Consider the following 17,955-nt stretch of genomic DNA (forward strand, 5'->3'; position numbering starts at 1 on the left):
GGTGGGCCGCACGGCCGAGTGGCCTGATGACCAGATCGGCCACGCAGCCGGGTTTCAGGCGACCACGGACGCGCCGACGGAAGTGCGCGCCCACCTGTCGCCGGCACGGGAGTTGGGCCGGCCACGAACACGCCGTTTGGAATCAGACACAGCGGCTAAACGGACTCCATGTCGGAAACAGCGAAGAACAACGAAACCACGAAGAGCACTGCGGCCAAGACCACTGCCCGTACGGCGAGTAGTGGAGCCAAGGCCGCCGGAGCCGCTGGGACCAAGGCTTCATCAGCCGCGAACAACGCCAAGGCGGCGGCCTCCGAGGGTACGGACCACGCCACCGGCAGCGTGCTGGCACTGCGCTCCAAGGCCAAGGCCGGCGGCGAGATGCTGTCCACCATTCCGGGCAAGTCTGTGCAGGTCGCGTCGACCGCGTGGACCGTGGTCCGCAACCGCAAGCAGATAGTGGCCTGTGCGGGCGGTGGCGCCCTGGCGGCCCTGGCCGGTGCCTACGCCCTCGGACGGGTGGCGGTCCGGCACGGCCAGGGACCCATCACGCGTGCCACCGGCGGTCGCTTCTGACCGGTCCGCACCGGCGGTCACTCCTGACCGGCCAGACCGGGCGCGTCCTCGCGTTCGACTCCTGGCGGGTACGCGCGGTGGACGCATCCGTGTCCGGCCCGCGTCCGTCAACTCCCCGACGGCAGGCCTGGGTCGGCCGCCGATCGGGAAGCGCCCGGCGCTTCGGCCCGGCTGCGCCGCGACCGCACTGATGACGGCGCACGCTCGGGCACGGCCGACTCAGTCGGCTGCCCGGCCCGGCCACCGGGTGAAGCGACGCAGGCCCCTTCGGCTCCGCTTGAGGGGTGTGTCCTCCGGGGCAGCGGCCCCCTGGGCGGCGGTGAGAGCCGCCGCCGGGGGCCCCACCGGGGCCTCCACGTACTGGCTGCCCCGTTCGAGCCGGTTACGTACGGCGAGTGCCATGGTGTGGTGGGCCTGGTGCTGCACCAGGCCCTCCGCGGACAACCGGTCCCACATGTAGAGCAGTTCCTGCCCGCGGGCGGCCACCTGGCCCTCGTCCTCCAGCCGTTGCCATGCCGCGGTGGCGCGGGCCACCTCGGGCGCGGCCCGATTGAGGTCGGTACGGCACCGGATGCGCGCGACGGTCAGCGCGAGGACGGTGGAGACCGTGTAGTCGCCGCGCAGAAACGCCATGTACGCCTCGATCGCCCGTGCCTCCAGCGAGAGGTCGTCCTCCACGCCCCTGCGCAGCGTCAGGTGCTCCCGCAGAGCGCTGGCGAGGACGAACGCGGCGTGCAGCTCTTCCCGTTGGGCGTGCTGGATGATCCGCTCGACACGGGCGAGCGGAGGGAACGCCTGCTCCTCCGCGGCGGTCCGCTCATGGCCGGGCGCCAGGTCCTCCGCGTCGGCGATGGTGTAGCTGGAACCGTCCGGGTGCACCCGGAGCCGCGCCACCTGCTGCACGGTGCGGTCGATGACGGTCGCCGCCACCGGGGCCCCCAGGGTGCGGGCGAACATGGCCACGGCGTCGAGGATCGCCTCGTTGGGCGGCCGAGTGCCGCCCATCGTGAGCAGATGGCCGTTGACCACCGTCGAGCCGTCCTCGGCCACATAGGCGTCCAGGCGGATGAGTGGTTGGGCGCTGAGCGCCGGCAGGTTCCTCTCGTCACGAGGTGCGGGCAGGTTCCCCTCGTCGCGGGGTGCGGGGAGTTGGGACATTCCGCTCAGCCTCCGGGTCGGACCACGCCGAGAATGGGCATGGATGCGGCCGGCGCGGTCGTGATCGTACGCCCGGGCCGTGGAGCGTGGACGATCTGCCCGCCTCCGATGTACATGCCCACGTGCGTGGCGTCGTTGAAGTAGATGATCAGGTCCCCGGGTTGAGCGGACGAGAGGCTGACGTGGCGAAGTCCCTGCCACTGGGCCTGCGAGGTACGGGGTATGGGATGTCCGGCATGGGCCCATGCTACGGAGGTCAGGCCCGAGCAGTCGTACGACGAGGGGCCCACGTCCCCCCACCCGTACGGCTTGCCGATCTGGGCCATGGCGAACGCGACGGCCTGCCCTGCCGCTCCGCTCGCCGCCGGTCCGCCGCCCATGGGCCCGCCGCCCTTGCTGTCCGACGGCCCGCCGTTCGAACCGGAGCCGGGCCATTTGGCCTTGGCCTCGTCCGTCTGCTGCTTCTCCAACTGGGCCAGTCCGGCGACCTGTTCCTTCTCCAGTCCCGCCTCGATGCGCTCCGCGTCGGCGATCTTCTTCTGGATCTTCTCCTTCGATCCGGCCTTGTCCGCGAGGGTCTTCTTCAGCTCCCGCAGGTCCTTCGCGGCGGCCTCGGTCTGCCGGTCGAGTTCCGTGCGGGCCGTCTTCTGGGACTCGTAGATGTTCACGAGGTTCTGGCTGGCCTGGCCTGCCTGAGCGGCATCGGAGAGCGCGTGCTCGGGATGGTCGCCGAGCAGCAGCTGGATGCCCGTGGAGCCGAAATAGCCGCCCCGGTACTGCGTTCGGGCCGCCGCGCCGGCGAGATCGTGCAGGACGCCGACCCGACTCTGGATGTGGGCGAGGTCACTCTGGAGGGACGTCAGCCGCTTGGACTGCTCGGTCGCCTTCTCGTTCGCGGCGTCATAGGCCTCGGTCGCGACCTCCGCCTCGCGGTAGAGGCCGTCGAGCTGGCTGCGGATCTGTTCCAGCGTCCCGCCGTCGCCCGGTTTCGGGTCGCTCGGAGCCGCGTAACTGAGCCCGGGCATCAAGGTGATCGCGCAGACAAGGGCCGTCACGGCGGCCCGGCCTCGCAGCTGTCTACCGCCGGTCGACACGTTCATCAGCGCCACTTTCGGAGGCCGGGTACGAGAGTTCGGATGACGACCTACCATCACGGTGGTCAAGTCGGGTCATACGGAGATCCGTTCGGCCCACGAACACACTACCCTCACACGAACGGCTGATCTCCGGGTCCCTATGCGTGTCAATGCGCTTCCGACCAATTCATCGGCCACAGTTGGCCGATTCTCGCCCCCACCCGGAAGTGGGGGAAGCTGTGGTCGGGCGTCGGTCGGCTCACCCGGGTCGGGTGTGCGCACGGTCGCCGCCCATGTGCCGAGTCCCTCGGTGCGTTCATCCCGTTCCCGGCACAGGAGGCGCCATGCGGACCGTGGCAGAGGTCGAAGAGTTCGCGCGCCTCGCTCATGAGGGGCAGACCGACAAGGTCGGCGTTCCCTACATCGAGCACGTCCGTGCCGTTGCCGCCGGTCTCGTGCCCTTCGGGGACCACTTGGTCATGTCGGGACTGCTGCACGATGTCATCGAGGACACCCAGTGGACGGCCGAGCAGCTGCGGGCCACCGGGATGCCGCCGCATGTGGTGTCCGTGGTGGAGGCCGTCACGAACCAGGCCGGAATGCCCTACGAGGAGAAGATTCGGCGCATCACGGCCGACCCGAAGGCCACCCTCGTCAAGATCGCCGACAACGCGCACAACAGCCACCCCGCCCGCACGGACCGGCTACCGCCGGACCAGCGGATCCGGCTCGCGACGAAGTACCGGTCCGCGCGTGATCTGTTGTGGGCGGCCGCGCTGGAACGGGACGTCGAGGCGATCGTCTCGATCGTCAACCCGAGCCTTCTGGACGAACTGGCGGAGCGGCGCACGGCCTGGTGAAACGGCGGCGCGCGCGGCTTCCCTTCCCCGGATGCGGCGCATGGCCGTCTGCGGGCGGGAGTTCATCGCGTACGGACCACAGGGCCAGGTCAGGGGCGAAGGCCGACGCGCCGGAGCGTGAGGGCCGACAGGTCGGCGAGTACGTCCGGATCTGCGCGGCGCCAGGCGTCGACCAGACCGCCCGGCGGGGTGGGGATGGTGGCCAGCGGCCGTTGCGGGCCGGTGAGCGCCCGCAGGGCGAGCAGGTCCGCGCCGCCGGGTGCGTCGAGGAGACGACGGGTGGTGGCGGTGCGGCGGATCCACCGCAGGCGCGGAACGAGCCACAGCACCAGGATGACGGCGGTGGGCAGGACGATCAGGGCGACGGTGGTGAGGGTCGCGATATGCCCCACGGTGTCCTGCAAGGATCGGCCCGCATCGGAGAGGCTGGTGCCCGCGTCGGCGGCGGACTGGAGCGGCTTCTTCAACGAGCCCCCAACGAAGGGCACTTTCGAGGCCGCGTCGCCGGCGTCTCCGAGATTGGACGCGAGGCTGTCACCCGCGCTCTGCGCCTTGCGCCCCGGCTCGGCCAACGTGAGGATCGCGTCGCGGACGGCGAGAGCGAACTTCACCGTGACCGCGATCAGGAGCAGGGCGATCACATCCGCGATCAGCTGACGAATCCGGCGAGCTGGGGTCTGGGCGTAGAGGCGCATGGACGTGCTCCTGTTCCGACGATGGCAACGGTGAAACGGCCGACGGGCGGTGCGGTGGGTCGAACGTGAAGGAGTGGCCGCGGGGCGCGGCGGCGGACTTGACGGTACGCGGGGAGGGCGGCGTGCACGGAGGTACGCGCCCGTGGGGCACGCGCCCGTGAGGGGCGCGCCCACTGCGGAGGCCCCATGGAGGCCCCACGGCCACCGGTGGCCTCCGATGTCGGTCGAGGGCCCTCGCCAAGCGAACGCACCACTTGCCCGCCCGGGTTGTTGCCGTTGTGCCGTTCGGCGGCCTCCGCCCGGGATGGCGCAGAGGACCCGGTCCCCAACCGTGCGGGCGCGCGGGTACGGCCTGCTCAGGCTGTCTGCGCGCCGCTCTCTGGCGGGCGCATGGCGGGCGGACGCTCCGAGTTCTGGGTCAACTGACGCTCCATACGCAGGAATCGGTCGATGTTGGCTCGACGCATCCACCACAGGCCACCGGCGAAGCCGACCCCGATCACCATCCAGGCGATGCCCGCCACGACGCTGCCGTGGACGAGGAAGAGGACGCCAAGACCCACGAAGATCAGCAGCAGCCACGCCGCGAGGGCCCACATCAGCTTGCCGCGCATCACCTTCAGTCGACGGCGCACCAACCGGAGCATGGCCTCGCGCAGAGCGGGGTCGTCGGGAACGGCGCCGCGACGCACTCGGCGGTCCAGAACCGGTACGTCGTCGGTCTCCAGACCGGCCGCGCGGGCATCGGCCCGCTGACGGCGACGCATGAGCGCGGTGAAGATGATCGCGTAGAACCCGGAGCCGACCAGGATGGGCACCCAGTCGTCGAGACCGCGGAAGAACAACCGCATCACGACGCCGACGGCCAACGCCAATAACCCCACGACCCACCACTTGTCGATCCACCGCCGCTGTGACCTCAAGTCCGTTGCACGGTCCGTCATTTCGGCCCCCTCCCGACCCGCGCGGCACGTCCTCCCGCCTGCCCATGACGGCCGGGTACCCCCGAGGCCGCCATGTGACACGGGTCACGCCCGGGGGGTGCTCGCGGGGCTGTCGGCTATCCGTAGGGCGATGTCCGGCGCGGGACCGGCACCGGTGAGACACTTGGTTCCGTGGAGTTGAGCCAGGCATGCGTGGCAGCAGGCATCGGTGCGGTCGCCGTCAGTGAGCACACCGGACCCCCTCGGCTGCATCGGGCGCTCCCCCTCCTCTCCTGCCGTCTCGTCGTGAGCCTTGGGACCCCCATCGAGGTCCGCTACGGGGACCAGGCCCGACGGGTGCAGGCGGTGGTCACCGGCATGATGCGGCCCGGGACCGGAACGCCGGCCCTTACGCTGCGACCCCAGCAGCCGATGGTGTACGTCGAGCTGTCACCTGCGGCCACCCAACGGCTGACCGGCGTACCCCTCGGCGAAGTGGACGCCGGCGGGCTCGACGCCAACGACCTCCTGCCGTGGCTCGGCCGGGTGAGTGAGGAGCTTGCCGACCTGCCGGCCGGCGAGCGCGTCACGCTCATGCGGCGCCGGCTCCTGGACCACCTGGCACGGGCCGGCCGGCCCGATGTGTCCCCGTACGCGGTCGAGGCGCTGAGGGTCATCCGCGTCGGAGACGGCCGGATACCGGTGGAGGACGTGGCCCGGCAGGTTCACCTCAGTCCGCGCCGGCTGCGGCAGGTGATGGGGAGCGCGGTGGGAATCGGTCCGAAGTTCGCCTCTCGCGTGGCCCGGCTCGCCGCCACCCTGCGCCGTGCGGGGGAGGGCGCCGGTTCCTGGGCGGACATCGCCGCGGAATGCGCTTACCACGACCAGAGCCACCTGGTGCGTGACTTCCAGGATCTGATGCGGACCACACCGAGCGCCTGGCTCGCCGAGGAAGGCCGAAATCTACAAGGCGAAAGCCGTACTCTCCCGCGACGATCTAGTCATGACCAGTGAACTCCAGCCCAAGCTGCTCGTCTCCGATGCGGACGCCGCGATCGACTTCTACACCAAGGCCCTCGGCGCCACCCTGACCGAGCGCGTGGCCGACGACCAGGGGCTCGTGATGCACGCCGAGATCTCCCTGGGGACGGCCACTTTCGCGCTGGCGCAGAGCGTCGAGGAGTGGGGATGGTGTGACCCCCTGTCCGTGGGCGGATCTCCCGTGCTCCTCCAGATCGACCTGCCCGACCCGGCGGCCACGGCGGACCGCATGGCCCAGCTCGGCAGCGAGATCGTCATCCCGATCGAGGACCGTCCCTACGGCAAGCGGCAGGGCCGTGTGAAGGACCCGTTCGGTCACCTGTGGGTGCTCAGCGGCGACACCCCTTCCTGACGCGCACCCGGCCCACCGCCGCACGGCGGGCGAAGCCTGGCCGCCCCGCTCCGGCCCGGAGCTGCCAGGCTTCGTGGGGCAGTGGGTTGTGAGTGCCGTACGAGGCGGATGTCCTGGGCGCGTCATGCGCGGGGGCGGTCCAACTCCCGGCCCGGGCCGCTTGAAGGGGTATGGCATAGGGTTACGTGGCGTATCAGAGCCGATCAACGTTGTGATCCATGTGATCCGTGTTCGAGGAACCGCAGTTGACCCCGTACTCCCTCGCCTTCTACGTCAACGCCGTCACGACCGGCACCGTGCTGGGGCTACGGCCCACGGATGCGCCCGAGCGGGTCACCGAGGTGCTCGGGCCGCGCTTCGGGGACAACGACTTCGGCACCAGCATGGTCCGTGACTACGGCCTCGCCGAGTTCTACTGGCACCGTTCGCGGTCCGCCGACCCCTGGGTGGGGCATCACTTCACCTTGCAGGTCCACCGGTTGTCCCGTGGGGACCGCAGCAGCGTGAACGAGAGGCTGCGCGAACAGTACGGGCGGTTCACCCACCGGCTGCGGTTCGAGAAGCTGCGGCGCCTCCTGGAGCGACGCGGTGTGTCGCTGGTGGAGGTACCGGACCCGGGGAACGCTCCGTACTACCGCACCTTCTGGCAGCCCGATTCACAGGTGGCCGTCTCGGTCATCGCCGGCTACGGGCAGTACAGCACTCCTGACCACATGAGGGTGGGCGATGTGTACAGCATCCTGGCTCCCATGACCGCGGCCGAAGTGGAGTGGCGCCGGGCGAGTGCGGCGTAACGGCCGTAGGTGTGTGAGCGAACCGTCGGACCCGTTGGACCCTGCTCGGCCTGATGGATTCCCCCGGGACTGTTGGACCCGCCCGGTCGTTCGCGAGCCGCAGGCACGGGTGGGTTCTCCCGCCACGGTCCGGGCGTACGTTTCCGCCGATCGTGGTGGGTAGCCTCCCCGGATGACTGTGACATTCGACGACGCCGTCCGTGCTCGGCTGCGAGCCCCCAACATCTGGTACGTCGGCACCGTGTTCGCCGACGGGGCACCACAGGTCAGCCCGATGTGGGTGGACCTGGAAGGTGAGGGGGAGCTGGCGTTCAACACCTCGGTGGGACGGGTGAAGGAGGAGAACCTGCGCCGGGATCCCCGCGTCTACCTGTCGCACGCGGATGCCGACGACCCCTTCGACCGCGTGCAGATCAGCGGTGTGGTGGCCCGCTTCATCACCGGCGAAGAAGCGCACGAGCGGATGGACGGGCTGGCCCGCAAGTACCTCGGTGGCGAAGGCTTCGAGTGGATCATGCCGGGGGAGGAGCGGGTGGCCGTGATCGTGCGTCCGGTCAAGGTGCGGCACATTGTGGGAGTTGAGCGATTTCGGCCCGGCGGTCCCCGCCCTGCTCGGTGAGGGGAGCGACGCATCCGTCGGGTGGAGGCTCCCAACTAGCTTTCTCCGAGACCCAGTTGGTTTTTGTCCTGGGTGTGTAACGGGACGGGCCGGGCGCAACGGGTCGGCCGGTCGGCCCATCTGGGTAGGCGGCAAGGCGCGTTGGGTGCCTTCGCGAAGGGGCGGGATCTCACCGAGTGGTGGAGATCCATGGAAGGAAAGTCCATGACCAGGACGAAGAAGACCGACCGGACCGGAACGAAGACGCGAGGCGGCCGGCTGGCCGTGATCGGCGCGCTGGGGCTCGCTACCGCGGCCCTGGGGCTGACCTCGGTGACTCTGGCAGCCGGGTCGGCGTCCGCGAAGGGTTCTGTGGAGATCACGGCGCCGCGCACGGCCCAGGTCGGCAAGACCATCACGGTCAAGGCGAACGGCGGCGACGACAGCGCGGGCTACCTGCATCAGCTGTGCATCGAGGAGAACGGCTTCGGCGAGGGCTGGCACCAGGAGACGTGCAGCGCCGCGGCCAAGGGCGAAGCGCACGTCACCGCGCAGGGCACGTCCGCGCGCAGTGGCACGCTGCGGTTCCGGGCGGTCCTGTACGGCCTGACCAGCGCGCACGACCAGCATCCCGTGCGGCTGCACTCCTCCGACGTGGTGGCGGTAAGCGTCCGCTGATCAGCGAAAGCCGGCGGCAGCGCGGCCGCGGACAGCGCGTGGGAACGCTGCCCGCGGCCGCGTACGGCGGACCTCACCTTCTGCCGAGGCCGGCCGCGTACGGCGGACCTCACCACGTGCCGCGGTCCTGGCGAACCGGCGAGTGGGATGAACGCGGTCCGGAGGACGGGGGTGGCCAGGACGCGGACCGCCTGGTCCGGGCGGGCGGCCGGGGCTGATGCGGCCCCGGGGCGGGGCGTGGGGTAACTTTCTGGTCCCTGGGGTGGGGTTTGGGCTGGGATCGTGGAGGCAGTGTGTTCAAGCGTCTTCTGCCTGTTTTACCGGTAGTTGATCTGGAGGCCGAGGTGGGCTTCTATTCCGCGTTGGGGTTCACTGCCGAAATCACCTATTCCGGTTTCACGTCCCTGCGGTGCGGGCCCGTTCTGTTCGGGGTGCGCAAGCCGCAGGGCTCCGAATACCACGTCCCGCCGTGGGATCTGGCCTGGCAGATCGAGGTGGTCGACGTCCATGCGGTGCACGACCTGGCGCTGCGGCGGGGACTCGCGGTCCTGAAGGGGCCCCAACCGCACCCGGCCGGTTTCTGGACGGTGCAGCTCAGGACCCCGAACGGCTACCTCCTCACCCTGGAAGGGCCGCCGCCCGCCCCTGGCCGGCGTTGAGGCAATCGCTCACCGCTGAGCGTCCTCCTTCAGCATGTCCGCGCACTTCTCTCCGATCATCATCGTCGTGATGCACGGATTCACCGTGACGAGATCCGGCATGGCCGAGCCGTCGGCGACCCGCAGACCCGCGATGCCCTTGACCCGCAGCCGGGCGTCCAGCGGGGCGCTCCGATCGTCGTCCGCACCCATCTTCACGGTGCAGGACGGGTGGTAGACGGTGTTGTGCGTCGTGGCGATGTAGTCGAGCAGCTCGTCGTCGGTCTGCACCTCGGGCCCCGGCGCCAGCTCGGCCCCCGCCCAGGGAGCGAGTGCGGGCTGGGCGGCGATCCGGCGCGCGAGCCGCAGTCCGTAGGTCATCACCCGGACGTCGTGCTCGTCCGTGAAGTACCGCGGGTCGACGCGCGGCTTGTCGCGGAAGTCGCGCGTCCGCAGTCGTACCGTGCCGCGCGAGCGGGCGCGGGTGACGTTGGGCGTGAGGCAGAAGGCGTTCTCGCTGGTCGGGTAGCCGCGCCGGTAGGTGTTCATGTCGAACGGCATCGAGCCGTAGTGGAACATCAGGTCGGGCCGGTCCAGGTCCGGGACGGTGTCGACGAAGATGCCGATCTCCCACCACTGCTGCGACGTGGTCACCATGGGCTGCTTGGCCTCCCACATGATGACGCCCTCGGGGTGGTCCTGGAGGTTCTCGCCCACGCCCGGGGCGTCCAGGACGACGTCCACGCCCACCTCGCGGAGCTGATCGGCCGGCCCGATGCCCGAGAGCATCAGGAGCTTGGGCGTATCGATCGCCCCGCAACTGACGATCGTCTCGCGCCGCGCGGTGACCGTACGGGAGTGGACCAGATCCGGATCGAGGTACGCGGCGCCCGTACAGCGCCGGTCGGCGTCGATCAGGAGGCGCTTGGCGCGCACTCCCGTACGCACCTCCAGGTTCGGGCGCTTGCCGAGCACGGGATGCAGATACGCGACGGAGGCCGACTGGCGCATGTTGTTCTCGTCGGAGTTGATCTGGAACCAGCCCGCGCCCCGCAGAACCGTCGTGCCGGTGTTGAAGGTGGCCGTGGGGATGGCCGCCTGGGCGCAGGCTTTGATGACGGCGCTGCCGCACGGGTCGTTGGGCTGGACGGTGCGGATCTTGACGGGGCCGGTGCGGCCGTGGTGGTCGCCGGGCCCGTCGTTCGTCTCCAGGCGCTGGTAGAGCGGGAAGACATCGGCCGCGCCCCAGCCCGAACAGCCCGCCGCCTCCCAGGCGTTGAGGTCTTCGGCGGGCGCCCAGAAGGCGATGCAGGAGTTGTGCGAGGAGCAGCCGCCGAGGACCCGGGCGCGGGCGTGCCGCATGAAGCTGTTGCCGTGCGCCTGTGGCTCTACGGGATAGTCCCAGTCGTAGCCGGATTCCAGCAGGCCCATCCAGCGCTCCAGGCGCAGGACGTTGTCGTCCCCGACGTCGCTCGGCCCGGCTTCCAGCAGACAGACCGTGACCGACGGGTCCTCGCTCAGGCGGGCGGCGACCACACATCCGGCGGTGCCGCCGCCGACCACCACATAGTCGAACTCGTCCACGTCCACTCCTTCTCGGTACGGTCTGGCGTGCGCTGCTACGGGGCGCCGTGGCCCATCGGTCCGGACGGGCCCGCCGCCGAGTGCTCGGCGAGCACGCCGGTCTGCTTGCGCTGGACGAACCAGTAGTAGAGGAAGCCGCCGACGCCGACGACGCCGACGAACAGGACGCCGCCCCAGCGCAGGTACCAGTGCTGCGGTCCGGTGGCGTTGTAGACGGCGGCGCGCGGCCACAGCAGGTTGACGGTCATGGCGGCGCCCCAGAGCACGGCCAGGATGTTGACCGGGATGCCCAGCCGGCCCAGCGAGAAGCGGCCGGGGGCCGGCGTCCAGTTGCCGCGCAGCCGCTGGACCAGCAGGGGGAGCGTCACCAGCAGGTAGGCGATGTAGATCATCACGATGGCGATGCTGGTGACGACGGAGAAGATCTGCGGCTGGTTGATGTTCACGACCAGGATGACGATGGCCACGAACCCGATCAGACACGTGGCGAGCACGGGTGTCTGGAACCTCGGGCTGATCCGGGCCAGTTTCGAGCCGCCCGGCAGATTGTTGTCCCGCGCCATCGCGAACGCGAGCCGAAGTCCCGCCGTCTGTACCGACAGCGCGCACACGGTGATGGCGATGACGACGCACCACAGCACGACCACGCCGACGGTGTTGCCGAGCGCGGCCTTCACCACGTACTGGAGCCCGTCCACGGACAGCTCCTTCGCGTGCAGGTCGGGGGCGGCGAGCAACGCGAAGAGCAGGATCAGGCCGCCGAGGAGGAAGGAGGCGATGAGCGCGCGCAGGATGGCGCGGGGTGCGTTGCGGGACGGGTCGACGGACTCCTCGCCCAGCGAGGACGCGGTGTCGAAGCCGTACATTACATACGCCGAAGCCAGTGAGGCGGTCAGGAACGCGCCGAGGTAGCCGAGCGACTGCCCCTGTCCGTAGCCGCCGGTCTCGACGATGGCGCTCGGTCCGCGGGTGATGTGCGCGGCCAGCAGCACGATGAGGACGACGGCGGCGACCAGCTCGATGAAGACGCCGCCGGAGTTGATGGTGGCCATCAGCTTGACGCCGAACGCGTTGACGAGGGTGGTGAAGAGGATCAGGATCGTGCCGAGCAGAACCGCGTTGGCGGCCTTGTCGTACTTGCCCGTGCCATCACCGATCACCTGGAAGAAGCTGGAGATCTGAGGGAGCGTCAGCTGATAGGCGAGGGCCACGGCGGCCAGCGACACCATCGTCGCGACCGTCATCATCCAGCCCGCGAGCCAGCCGACGTGGGGGCCGCCGGAGTGCTTGGACCAGTTGTAGACCGAGCCCGCGACGGGGAAGCGGGCGGCGAGTTCACAGAAGCACAGGGCCACCATCAGCTGGCCGAGGAAGACCATCGGCCAGGACCACCAGTAGGCGGGGCCGCCGAAACTGACGCCGAAGTAGAACAGCTGGAACGTGCCGGTCAGGATGGAGATGTAGCTGATGCCGGCGGCGAAGGTGTGGAAGTTGCCGAGCGTCCGCTTGAGACCGGGCTTGTAGCCGAGCTCGGTGAGCGCCGCGTCCTGGTCGGAGGACGCGTTCTTGGCCGGTTCGTCCGGGCCGGGCCGGGTGTCCGCCATGACAGGTCTCCTCGTTCCGTGCGGGCAGGCAGGGGCAACGGGCCAGGGCCCGTCAGTCGAACCAGCGCTGCGGCTCGGGCGCGGTGTTGCGCCAGATGTGCTTGGCCTCGCTGTATTCCGCGAGTCCGGCGGGGCCCAGTTCGCGGCCCACCCCGGACTGCTTCATGCCGCCCCACTCGGCCTGCGGGACGTAGGGGTGGAAGTCGTTGATCCAGACCGTGCCGACCCTCAGGCCGGCGGCCACCCGGTGCGCCCGGCTCTGGTCCGTCGTCCACACGGCGCCCGCCAGGCCGTAGACGGTGTCGTTGGCGAGTGCCACGGCCTCCGCCTCGCCCCGGAACCGCTCGACGGTCACGACCGGGCCGAACGATTCGTCCTGGATGACGGACATCTGCGGGGTGCACTCGTCGAGGATGGTCGGCGGGTAGTAGAAGCCGTCCGCGAGCGCCGGGTCGTCGGGCCGGGCACCGCCCAGCCGCAGCACGGCGCCTTCGGCGACACCCGCCGCGACGTATGCCTCCACCTTGTCGCGGTGCGCGGCCGAGATGAGGGGGCCGGTGCGGGCGTGCTCGTCGAAGGGGCCGCCCATCCGGATCTGCCCGGCGCGGGCGGCGAGTTCGTGGACGAAGCGGTCGTGCAACTCGTCCTCGACCAACAGCCTGGCACCGGCCGAGCAGACCTGGCCCGAGTGCAGGAAGACGGCCATGAGCGCATAGTCGACGGCGGTGTCGAAGTCCGCGTCGGCGAAGACGATGTTGGGGTTCTTGCCGCCGAGTTCGAGGGCGACCTTCTTCACGGTCGGAGCGGCGGCCGCCATGATGCTCCGGCCGGTGGCCAGGCCTCCGGTGAAGGAGACCAGATCGACCCGCTCGTCCGTGGTCAGCGGCGCGCCGACCACGGCTCCGGAGCCGAGCACCAGGTTGGCGGCCCCGTCCGGAAGGCCGGCCTCCTGGAGGAGCCGCATCAGCATGATCGCGGTGTGCGGTGTCAGCTCGCTCGGCTTCAGCACGAAGGTGTTGCCCGCGCCGAGCGCGGGTGCGACCTTCCACGCGGTCTGTAGCAGCGGATAGTTCCAGGGTGTGATGAGAGAGCACACACCGACCGGCTCATGGACGACGCGGCTGTCGACGGTCGGGTTTCCGGTGTCGACGATCCGGTCGGTGCCGCCGGCCGCGACCAGATTGCCGAAGTAGCGGAAGCAGTTGGCGATGTCGTCCATGTCGTACTCCGACTCCACCAGGCGCTTGCCGGTGTCGAGCGACTCCGCCCGTGCGAAGTCGGCCTTGTCGCGTACGAGGAGGTCGGCGACGCGGAGCAGCAGCGCCGCGCGGTCCGCGACGGGCGTACGCGGCCACGGGCCGCGGTCGAACGCGTCCCGCGCGGCGGCCACGGCAGCCGCCGCGTCCTGTGCGCCGGCCTCGTCCACCTGGGCGACCAGGGTGCCGTCCGCGGGACACCTGATGTCCCGCTTGTGCCCCTCCGCAGCCGCCGTCCACCGGCCGGCGATGAACAGCTCGGGCATGGCAATCCTCCAGGTCAGGGTGTACGGGGCGATCGCCGCGAGCACACTGGCCGGTGCGGCGCGCCCCGTCTTCACGACGGACAGTCGACCTGCCACACGTAACACGCCCCGGGACGCTCCGCACGGGAGCCCGGCGGCGCCGAGGGCGGCCGGCCTCCGTCCCGGGGCCGTCCCCGGGACGGCCGCGCTCGCCGGTGATCGGCCGCCCCGGCTCTGAGCGACGTGCCGCGCGCGTCACTCACGGCTCGGCGCGCGCAGGTGCTCGGCGAGAACCGCCCGGACTTCCACGACACCCCCGTCGGCCGGGCTGAGCCGCTCCCTGGCGCCCGTCCTCCAGTGCCCGCTCGCTGCTGAAGCGGATCCGACTCTTGCCTCTCGCCTGTCGCCATCACGAAGTGGGAACACCAGTTCCCGCAGACCTGTTCAGATGTCTCCCGGCTCCCTTACCGTGAGAGTCCCATGAACCACACCCGTACCGCTGTCATCGTGCTCGCCGCCGCGGGGCTCCTCCTCGCGGGCTGCTCAAGCAGCGACCCGGCACCCGCCAAGACCCCCGGAGCCGCCGGCTCGGGCTCACCTTGCGCGGGGAAGAAGTGGCCCCAGGCCGTCCCGACGGTCACGGGGATGCCGCTCGCCGACGCCGTGGCCGACCCGCTCCTCTGCTTCCACATCACCGAGGCGGTCGCGCCCGACGGGCACGACGCCCTTCAGGATCCCGTCGACGAGACCGACTGGGTCATCACGGGCTCGAAGCCCGGCGCCGGTACCGCCGTCACCCAGGACCAGCCGGTCACGCTGACCATCAGCAATCCCAACAACTGACCTCTGCGTCAGGCGAGTTGACCACATCTGATGCCGTGCGACCGGCAAGGGGCGGCGATCGCGGGGGAGGTGTCCGGTACCGCGCACGGTCCGTTCTCGGACAACCCGCTCCACCGGTGCCCGCCCGTCCGTAGCATGTGAAGTCAGCGGGGGAAGGCTGTCTGGGGAGACATGCGAATCGTCGGACGAGAGTCGGAGTGCGCCCACCTGACCGCGTTGTTGGACGAGGCGCGCGCGGGCCGAGGGCGCAGCATCGTAGTGCGCGGCGAGCCGGGCATCGGCAAGACAGCCCTCCTGGACCACCTCGCCGAGCAGGCGCAAGGGTGCACCGTCGTGCGGGCGGTCGGCGTCGAGTTCGAGTCGGAACTGGCGTTGGCGTCGTTGGGCGAGCTGATCGGGCCGCTGTCCCCGGTGGTGGGCGAGCTTCCGGCGCACTACGCAGACGCGCTGACGCTCCTGGTCCCGCAGAAGCCCGACGACAACGCGGGGTCACCGCGGACCTCGGCCGACCGGCACGCGATCTACGCCGCGACCCTCGCGCTGCTCACCGCGGCCGCCGCCCGCCGCCCGCTGCTGTGCCTGATCGACGACGCGCACTGGATCGACGACGCCTCGGCGGCAGCCCTGCTGTTCACCGCACGCCGATTGCTCGCTGATTCCGCGCTGATCGTGTTCGCGACGAGGGAGGTCCCCGCGTTCGAGGCGCCCGGCATCGAGACACTGCGCCTGGAGGGCCTGAGCGAACAGGCAGGACTGGAACTGCTGGCCCGCAGCGGGAACGTGGCGCCCTTGGTCGGCGCGCGTCTGGCGGCGCTGACCATGGGCAACCCCCTCGCGCTCATCGAGCTGCCCCGGGTGCTGCCGCTCGACTCGGCGGACGGCCTCGGCGAACTGCTGGAACCACTGCCGACGACGAAGCTCCTGCAACGGGCCTTCGCCGCGTCCCTGGTGACGATGTCGGACCGGCAGCGGCAGGCACTGCTGGTGTGCGCCGCGGCGGGGAGCGCGGACCTGGAGGTGGTGGCGCGGGCGCTGGGAGCGCTCGGGCTCGACCTCGTGGCGCTGGACGAGGGCACCGTCAGCGGCCTGGTGCAGATCACCGGACGGATGGTGACCTACCGCCACCCGTTGATCAGGTCGGCCGTCTACTCGCAGGCCGGGCCGGGGGAACGGTGGCAGGTGCACGCCGCGCTCGCCGATGCGTGCACCTCACCGAAGGACGCGGACCGCAGGGCCTGGCATCTCGCCTGCGCGACGGTCGGGCCGGACGAACAGGTCGCGGTGGCCCTGGTGGAGACCGCCGACCGGGCCCGACGGCACGGCGGGACCGTCGCGCAGGCCGCCGCCCTGGAACGCGCCGCCGAACTGACCGGTGAGGCAGGGCGCCGGGCCAAGCGGATGTGCGCCGCCGCGACGATCTGGTCGGCCGCCGGGGCGCTGGACCACTCCGAGGCGCTGCTGGACCAGGCGGAGGCCCTCGCGGGCGACGACATCACCGCACGCATCGAGGTGTTGGGGGAGCGTGCCTACCATGCCGTGCTGCGCGGACGCACCGGCGACATCTTCGACGTGCTGGTCGCGGAGGCGGCCGGCGCCGGGCCGCAGGACCGCCTGGCGGCCGGCCGGATCCTGAGCCTGGCCATGAACGCGCCGCTGGCCAGGTGGGACGTCGCGGCGACCCTGAAGGTCTGCGCGGAGGTGATGGCGCTGACCGCTCCGGACGGCCTTCCCAACCCGGACTTCCCCAAGGGAGCCGTCCGGATGTCGCTGGCACAGGTGCTCGCCGGGGAGGCGGCCGGTGCCGCGCTGGCCAAGGATTGCGTCGCGGTCTGCGAGCGGCTCGTGCCGAACGGGGCCTGTGCCGAACTGGCCGAAGTGCTGACGTACATCGAGGAGTACGCCCTCGCACGCCGCATGGTCGAGCGCGATGTGACCGCGGCCCGAGCCGTCGGCGACATCGCGCTCCTCGGCTACGGACTGCGGCGGCGGGCTCAGCTGGAGATCCGCCTCGGCCGGCCGCTCACGGCCTACTCCGACGCGCTGGAATGTGCCGGTATCGCCGACGCGATGGCACAGCCGACCACCATCGCGGCTTCCCGCGCGACGCTCGCCCTGGTCACCGCGGTGCTCGGCCGCGCGGACGACTGCGCGGCGCAGGCCGGGGAAGCGTTGCGGCTGTGCCCGGACGACGACCTGGAGACCGAGGTACGGGTCCGGTACGCACTGGGTCTCGTGGCGCTGGCCGGTGGCAGGGCGGCCGACGCCGTCGACGAACTGCGCCGGGCGGACGACGCGCTGGGTGCCGTCGTCGAACCGGCCGTCGTGCCCGTCGCCGCCGATCTGGCCGAGGCGCTCATCAGGGTCGGCCGGTCCGCACAGGCGCGGCGGGTACTGGACCGCCTCGACGCCTCGGTCGCGGCGACGGGGCGCTCCGGCCGACGGGCGGCTGCCCTGCGCAGCCGGGCGCTGCTGGCCCGTGGTGCCGCCGCGGGGCCGTTGTTCGCCGCGGCGTTGGAGGCGCACGAAGACGTGGACGAACCGCTGGAGCGGGCCAGAACTCTGCTCTGCCAAGGCCAGTGGCTGCGCCGGTCCAGACGGCGGCAGGACGCGTACGCGCCGCTCACGGCGGCGCTGGAGATCTTCGAGTCGGCGGAGTCGACGCTGTGGGCCCAGCAGGCCCGTCACGAACTGTCGCTGCTGGGTCTGCGGAACCTGCCCCGTGCCGAGCGTCCGGGGCTCGGCGTGCTCACGCCGCAGGAGTGGCGGATCGCGTGGTCGGCGGCGCAGGGGCGGACGAGCCGGGAGATCGCGGCCGAAGTCCTGCTGTCCGTACGCACGGTGGACTACCACCTGGGCCATGTCTACCGGAAACTCGGGGTGTCCTCCCGCCGGGCTCTGATCCGTCAGTTGGGCGGATCAGGAGAACTACCGGCCTGACGCCGGATCAACGCAGGGGCCGCGGCCGCCAGTAGGCAGGCACGGCCCCTTTCCGCTGTTCAGGGGCCGTCCATATGGCCTGTCAGCGCTACGGATT

The 17,955-nt window shown here is 70.7% G+C and carries 17 protein-coding genes; 10 read left to right on the forward strand and 7 right to left on the reverse strand.

Annotation, left to right across the window (positions count from 1 at the left end; genetic code table 11):
• The first annotated feature begins 168 nt into the window (after window positions 1–168).
• Entirely contained in the window at window positions 169–576 is a 408-nt protein-coding gene (locus CG740_RS04520; protein WP_100573523.1) for a hypothetical protein, read from the forward strand.
• Window positions 577–795: 219 nt separating this feature from the next.
• Here the strand turns inward: CG740_RS04520 and CG740_RS04525 are convergent, their stop codons facing one another.
• Window positions 796–1,734, reverse strand: a complete 939-nt coding sequence (locus CG740_RS04525) for a hypothetical protein (protein ID WP_100573524.1) — start codon at window positions 1,732–1,734, stop codon at window positions 796–798.
• A gap of 5 nt (window positions 1,735–1,739) precedes the next feature.
• Complete coding sequence (locus tag CG740_RS04530) at window positions 1,740–2,834, reverse strand: C40 family peptidase (RefSeq protein WP_100573691.1); 1,095 nt, start codon at window positions 2,832–2,834, stop codon at window positions 1,740–1,742.
• A gap of 320 nt (window positions 2,835–3,154) precedes the next feature.
• Here CG740_RS04530 and CG740_RS04535 point away from each other — a divergent pair, with 320 nt between their 5' ends.
• Window positions 3,155–3,670: an HD domain-containing protein gene (locus CG740_RS04535; RefSeq protein WP_100573525.1), complete on the forward strand. Its 516-nt coding sequence runs from the start codon at window positions 3,155–3,157 to the stop codon at window positions 3,668–3,670.
• Window positions 3,671–3,759: 89 nt separating this feature from the next.
• Here CG740_RS04535 and CG740_RS04540 read toward each other — a convergent pair whose 3' ends face one another.
• Complete coding sequence (locus CG740_RS04540) at window positions 3,760–4,365, reverse strand: hypothetical protein (protein WP_100573526.1); 606 nt, start codon at window positions 4,363–4,365, stop codon at window positions 3,760–3,762.
• A gap of 356 nt (window positions 4,366–4,721) precedes the next feature.
• On the reverse strand, window positions 4,722–5,309 hold the full coding sequence (locus CG740_RS04545) for a hypothetical protein (RefSeq protein WP_100573527.1): 588 nt from the start codon (window positions 5,307–5,309) through the stop codon (window positions 4,722–4,724).
• A gap of 285 nt (window positions 5,310–5,594) precedes the next feature.
• Between CG740_RS04545 and CG740_RS04550 the strand changes: the two genes are divergently transcribed.
• From CG740_RS04550 to CG740_RS04575, 6 genes are all read left to right on the forward strand, one after another.
• A complete protein-coding gene (locus tag CG740_RS04550; RefSeq protein WP_234376039.1) occupies window positions 5,595–6,302 on the forward strand; it encodes a helix-turn-helix domain-containing protein in 708 nt (235 codons plus the stop codon).
• The gene (locus tag CG740_RS04555; protein ID WP_100573529.1) at window positions 6,292–6,681 is read left to right on the forward strand and encodes a VOC family protein; all 390 of its coding nucleotides are present in this window, start codon (window positions 6,292–6,294) and stop codon (window positions 6,679–6,681) included. The genes CG740_RS04550 and CG740_RS04555 overlap by 11 nt, the downstream gene beginning before the upstream one ends.
• Window positions 6,682–6,926: 245 nt before the next feature.
• Complete coding sequence (locus CG740_RS04560; RefSeq protein ID WP_100573530.1) at window positions 6,927–7,475, forward strand: hypothetical protein; 549 nt, start codon at window positions 6,927–6,929, stop codon at window positions 7,473–7,475.
• A 172-nt stretch (window positions 7,476–7,647) separates the two neighbouring features.
• On the forward strand, window positions 7,648–8,094 hold the full coding sequence (locus CG740_RS04565; protein ID WP_100573531.1) for a TIGR03618 family F420-dependent PPOX class oxidoreductase: 447 nt from the start codon (window positions 7,648–7,650) through the stop codon (window positions 8,092–8,094).
• Between the two features lie 204 nt (window positions 8,095–8,298).
• Window positions 8,299–8,751 (forward strand): hypothetical protein, encoded by a 453-nt coding sequence (locus CG740_RS04570; protein ID WP_100573532.1) that lies wholly within the window; start codon window positions 8,299–8,301, stop codon window positions 8,749–8,751.
• Between the two features lie 293 nt (window positions 8,752–9,044).
• Window positions 9,045–9,410: a VOC family protein gene (locus CG740_RS04575; protein ID WP_159030224.1), complete on the forward strand. Its 366-nt coding sequence runs from the start codon at window positions 9,045–9,047 to the stop codon at window positions 9,408–9,410.
• Window positions 9,411–9,419: 9 nt separating this feature from the next.
• Here the strand turns inward: CG740_RS04575 and CG740_RS04580 are convergent, their stop codons facing one another.
• The 3 genes from CG740_RS04580 to CG740_RS04590 are packed head-to-tail and all read right to left on the reverse strand — an operon-like array spanning window position 9,420 to window position 14,099.
• Window positions 9,420–10,979: a GMC family oxidoreductase gene (locus CG740_RS04580; RefSeq protein ID WP_100573534.1), complete on the reverse strand. Its 1,560-nt coding sequence runs from the start codon at window positions 10,977–10,979 to the stop codon at window positions 9,420–9,422.
• 29 nt (window positions 10,980–11,008) lie between these two features.
• Complete coding sequence (locus CG740_RS04585; RefSeq protein WP_100573535.1) at window positions 11,009–12,577, reverse strand: APC family permease; 1,569 nt, start codon at window positions 12,575–12,577, stop codon at window positions 11,009–11,011.
• Between the two features lie 52 nt (window positions 12,578–12,629).
• Window positions 12,630–14,099 (reverse strand): aldehyde dehydrogenase family protein, encoded by a 1,470-nt coding sequence (locus CG740_RS04590; RefSeq protein WP_100573692.1) that lies wholly within the window; start codon window positions 14,097–14,099, stop codon window positions 12,630–12,632.
• Between the two features lie 459 nt (window positions 14,100–14,558).
• On the opposite strand from CG740_RS04590, the gene CG740_RS04595 reads away from it, so the two are divergent.
• Together CG740_RS04595 and CG740_RS04600 are read left to right on the forward strand one after the other, a co-directional pair.
• Window positions 14,559–14,921, forward strand: coding sequence for a PASTA domain-containing protein (locus CG740_RS04595; protein WP_100573536.1), 363 nt, complete (start codon window positions 14,559–14,561; stop codon window positions 14,919–14,921).
• A 171-nt stretch (window positions 14,922–15,092) separates the two neighbouring features.
• Window positions 15,093–17,858: a helix-turn-helix transcriptional regulator gene (locus CG740_RS04600; RefSeq protein WP_100573537.1), complete on the forward strand. Its 2,766-nt coding sequence runs from the start codon at window positions 15,093–15,095 to the stop codon at window positions 17,856–17,858.
• The last annotated feature ends 97 nt before the right edge of the window (window positions 17,859–17,955 follow it).

Origin of the sequence: Streptomyces sp. CB01201 (assembly GCF_002803085.1) — a bacterium.
Taxonomy (GTDB): Bacteria; Actinomycetota; Actinomycetes; order Streptomycetales; family Streptomycetaceae; genus Streptomyces; species Streptomyces hundungensis.

Excerpts from the sequence above, each read along its gene's own strand:
- CG740_RS04530 (WP_100573691.1), bottom strand. The coding sequence starts at position 2,834 with ATGAACGTGTCGACCGGCGGTAGACAGCTGCGAGGCCGGGCCGCCGTG.
- CG740_RS04525 (WP_100573524.1), bottom strand. The coding sequence starts at position 1,734 with ATGTCCCAACTCCCCGCACCCCGCGACGAGGGGAACCTGCCCGCACCT.
- CG740_RS04585 (WP_100573535.1), bottom strand. The coding sequence starts at position 12,577 with ATGGCGGACACCCGGCCCGGCCCGGACGAACCGGCCAAGAACGCGTCC.
- CG740_RS04520 (WP_100573523.1), top strand. The coding sequence starts at position 169 with ATGTCGGAAACAGCGAAGAACAACGAAACCACGAAGAGCACTGCGGCC.
- CG740_RS04545 (WP_100573527.1), bottom strand. The coding sequence starts at position 5,309 with ATGACGGACCGTGCAACGGACTTGAGGTCACAGCGGCGGTGGATCGAC.
- CG740_RS04595 (WP_100573536.1), top strand. The coding sequence starts at position 14,559 with ATGAACCACACCCGTACCGCTGTCATCGTGCTCGCCGCCGCGGGGCTC.
- CG740_RS04540 (WP_100573526.1), bottom strand. The coding sequence starts at position 4,365 with ATGCGCCTCTACGCCCAGACCCCAGCTCGCCGGATTCGTCAGCTGATC.
- CG740_RS04570 (WP_100573532.1), top strand. The coding sequence starts at position 8,299 with ATGACCAGGACGAAGAAGACCGACCGGACCGGAACGAAGACGCGAGGC.
- CG740_RS04565 (WP_100573531.1), top strand. The coding sequence starts at position 7,648 with ATGACTGTGACATTCGACGACGCCGTCCGTGCTCGGCTGCGAGCCCCC.
- CG740_RS04535 (WP_100573525.1), top strand. The coding sequence starts at position 3,155 with ATGCGGACCGTGGCAGAGGTCGAAGAGTTCGCGCGCCTCGCTCATGAG.
- CG740_RS04590 (WP_100573692.1), bottom strand. The coding sequence starts at position 14,099 with ATGCCCGAGCTGTTCATCGCCGGCCGGTGGACGGCGGCTGCGGAGGGG.
- CG740_RS04600 (WP_100573537.1), top strand. The coding sequence starts at position 15,093 with ATGCGAATCGTCGGACGAGAGTCGGAGTGCGCCCACCTGACCGCGTTG.
- CG740_RS04555 (WP_100573529.1), top strand. The coding sequence starts at position 6,292 with ATGACCAGTGAACTCCAGCCCAAGCTGCTCGTCTCCGATGCGGACGCC.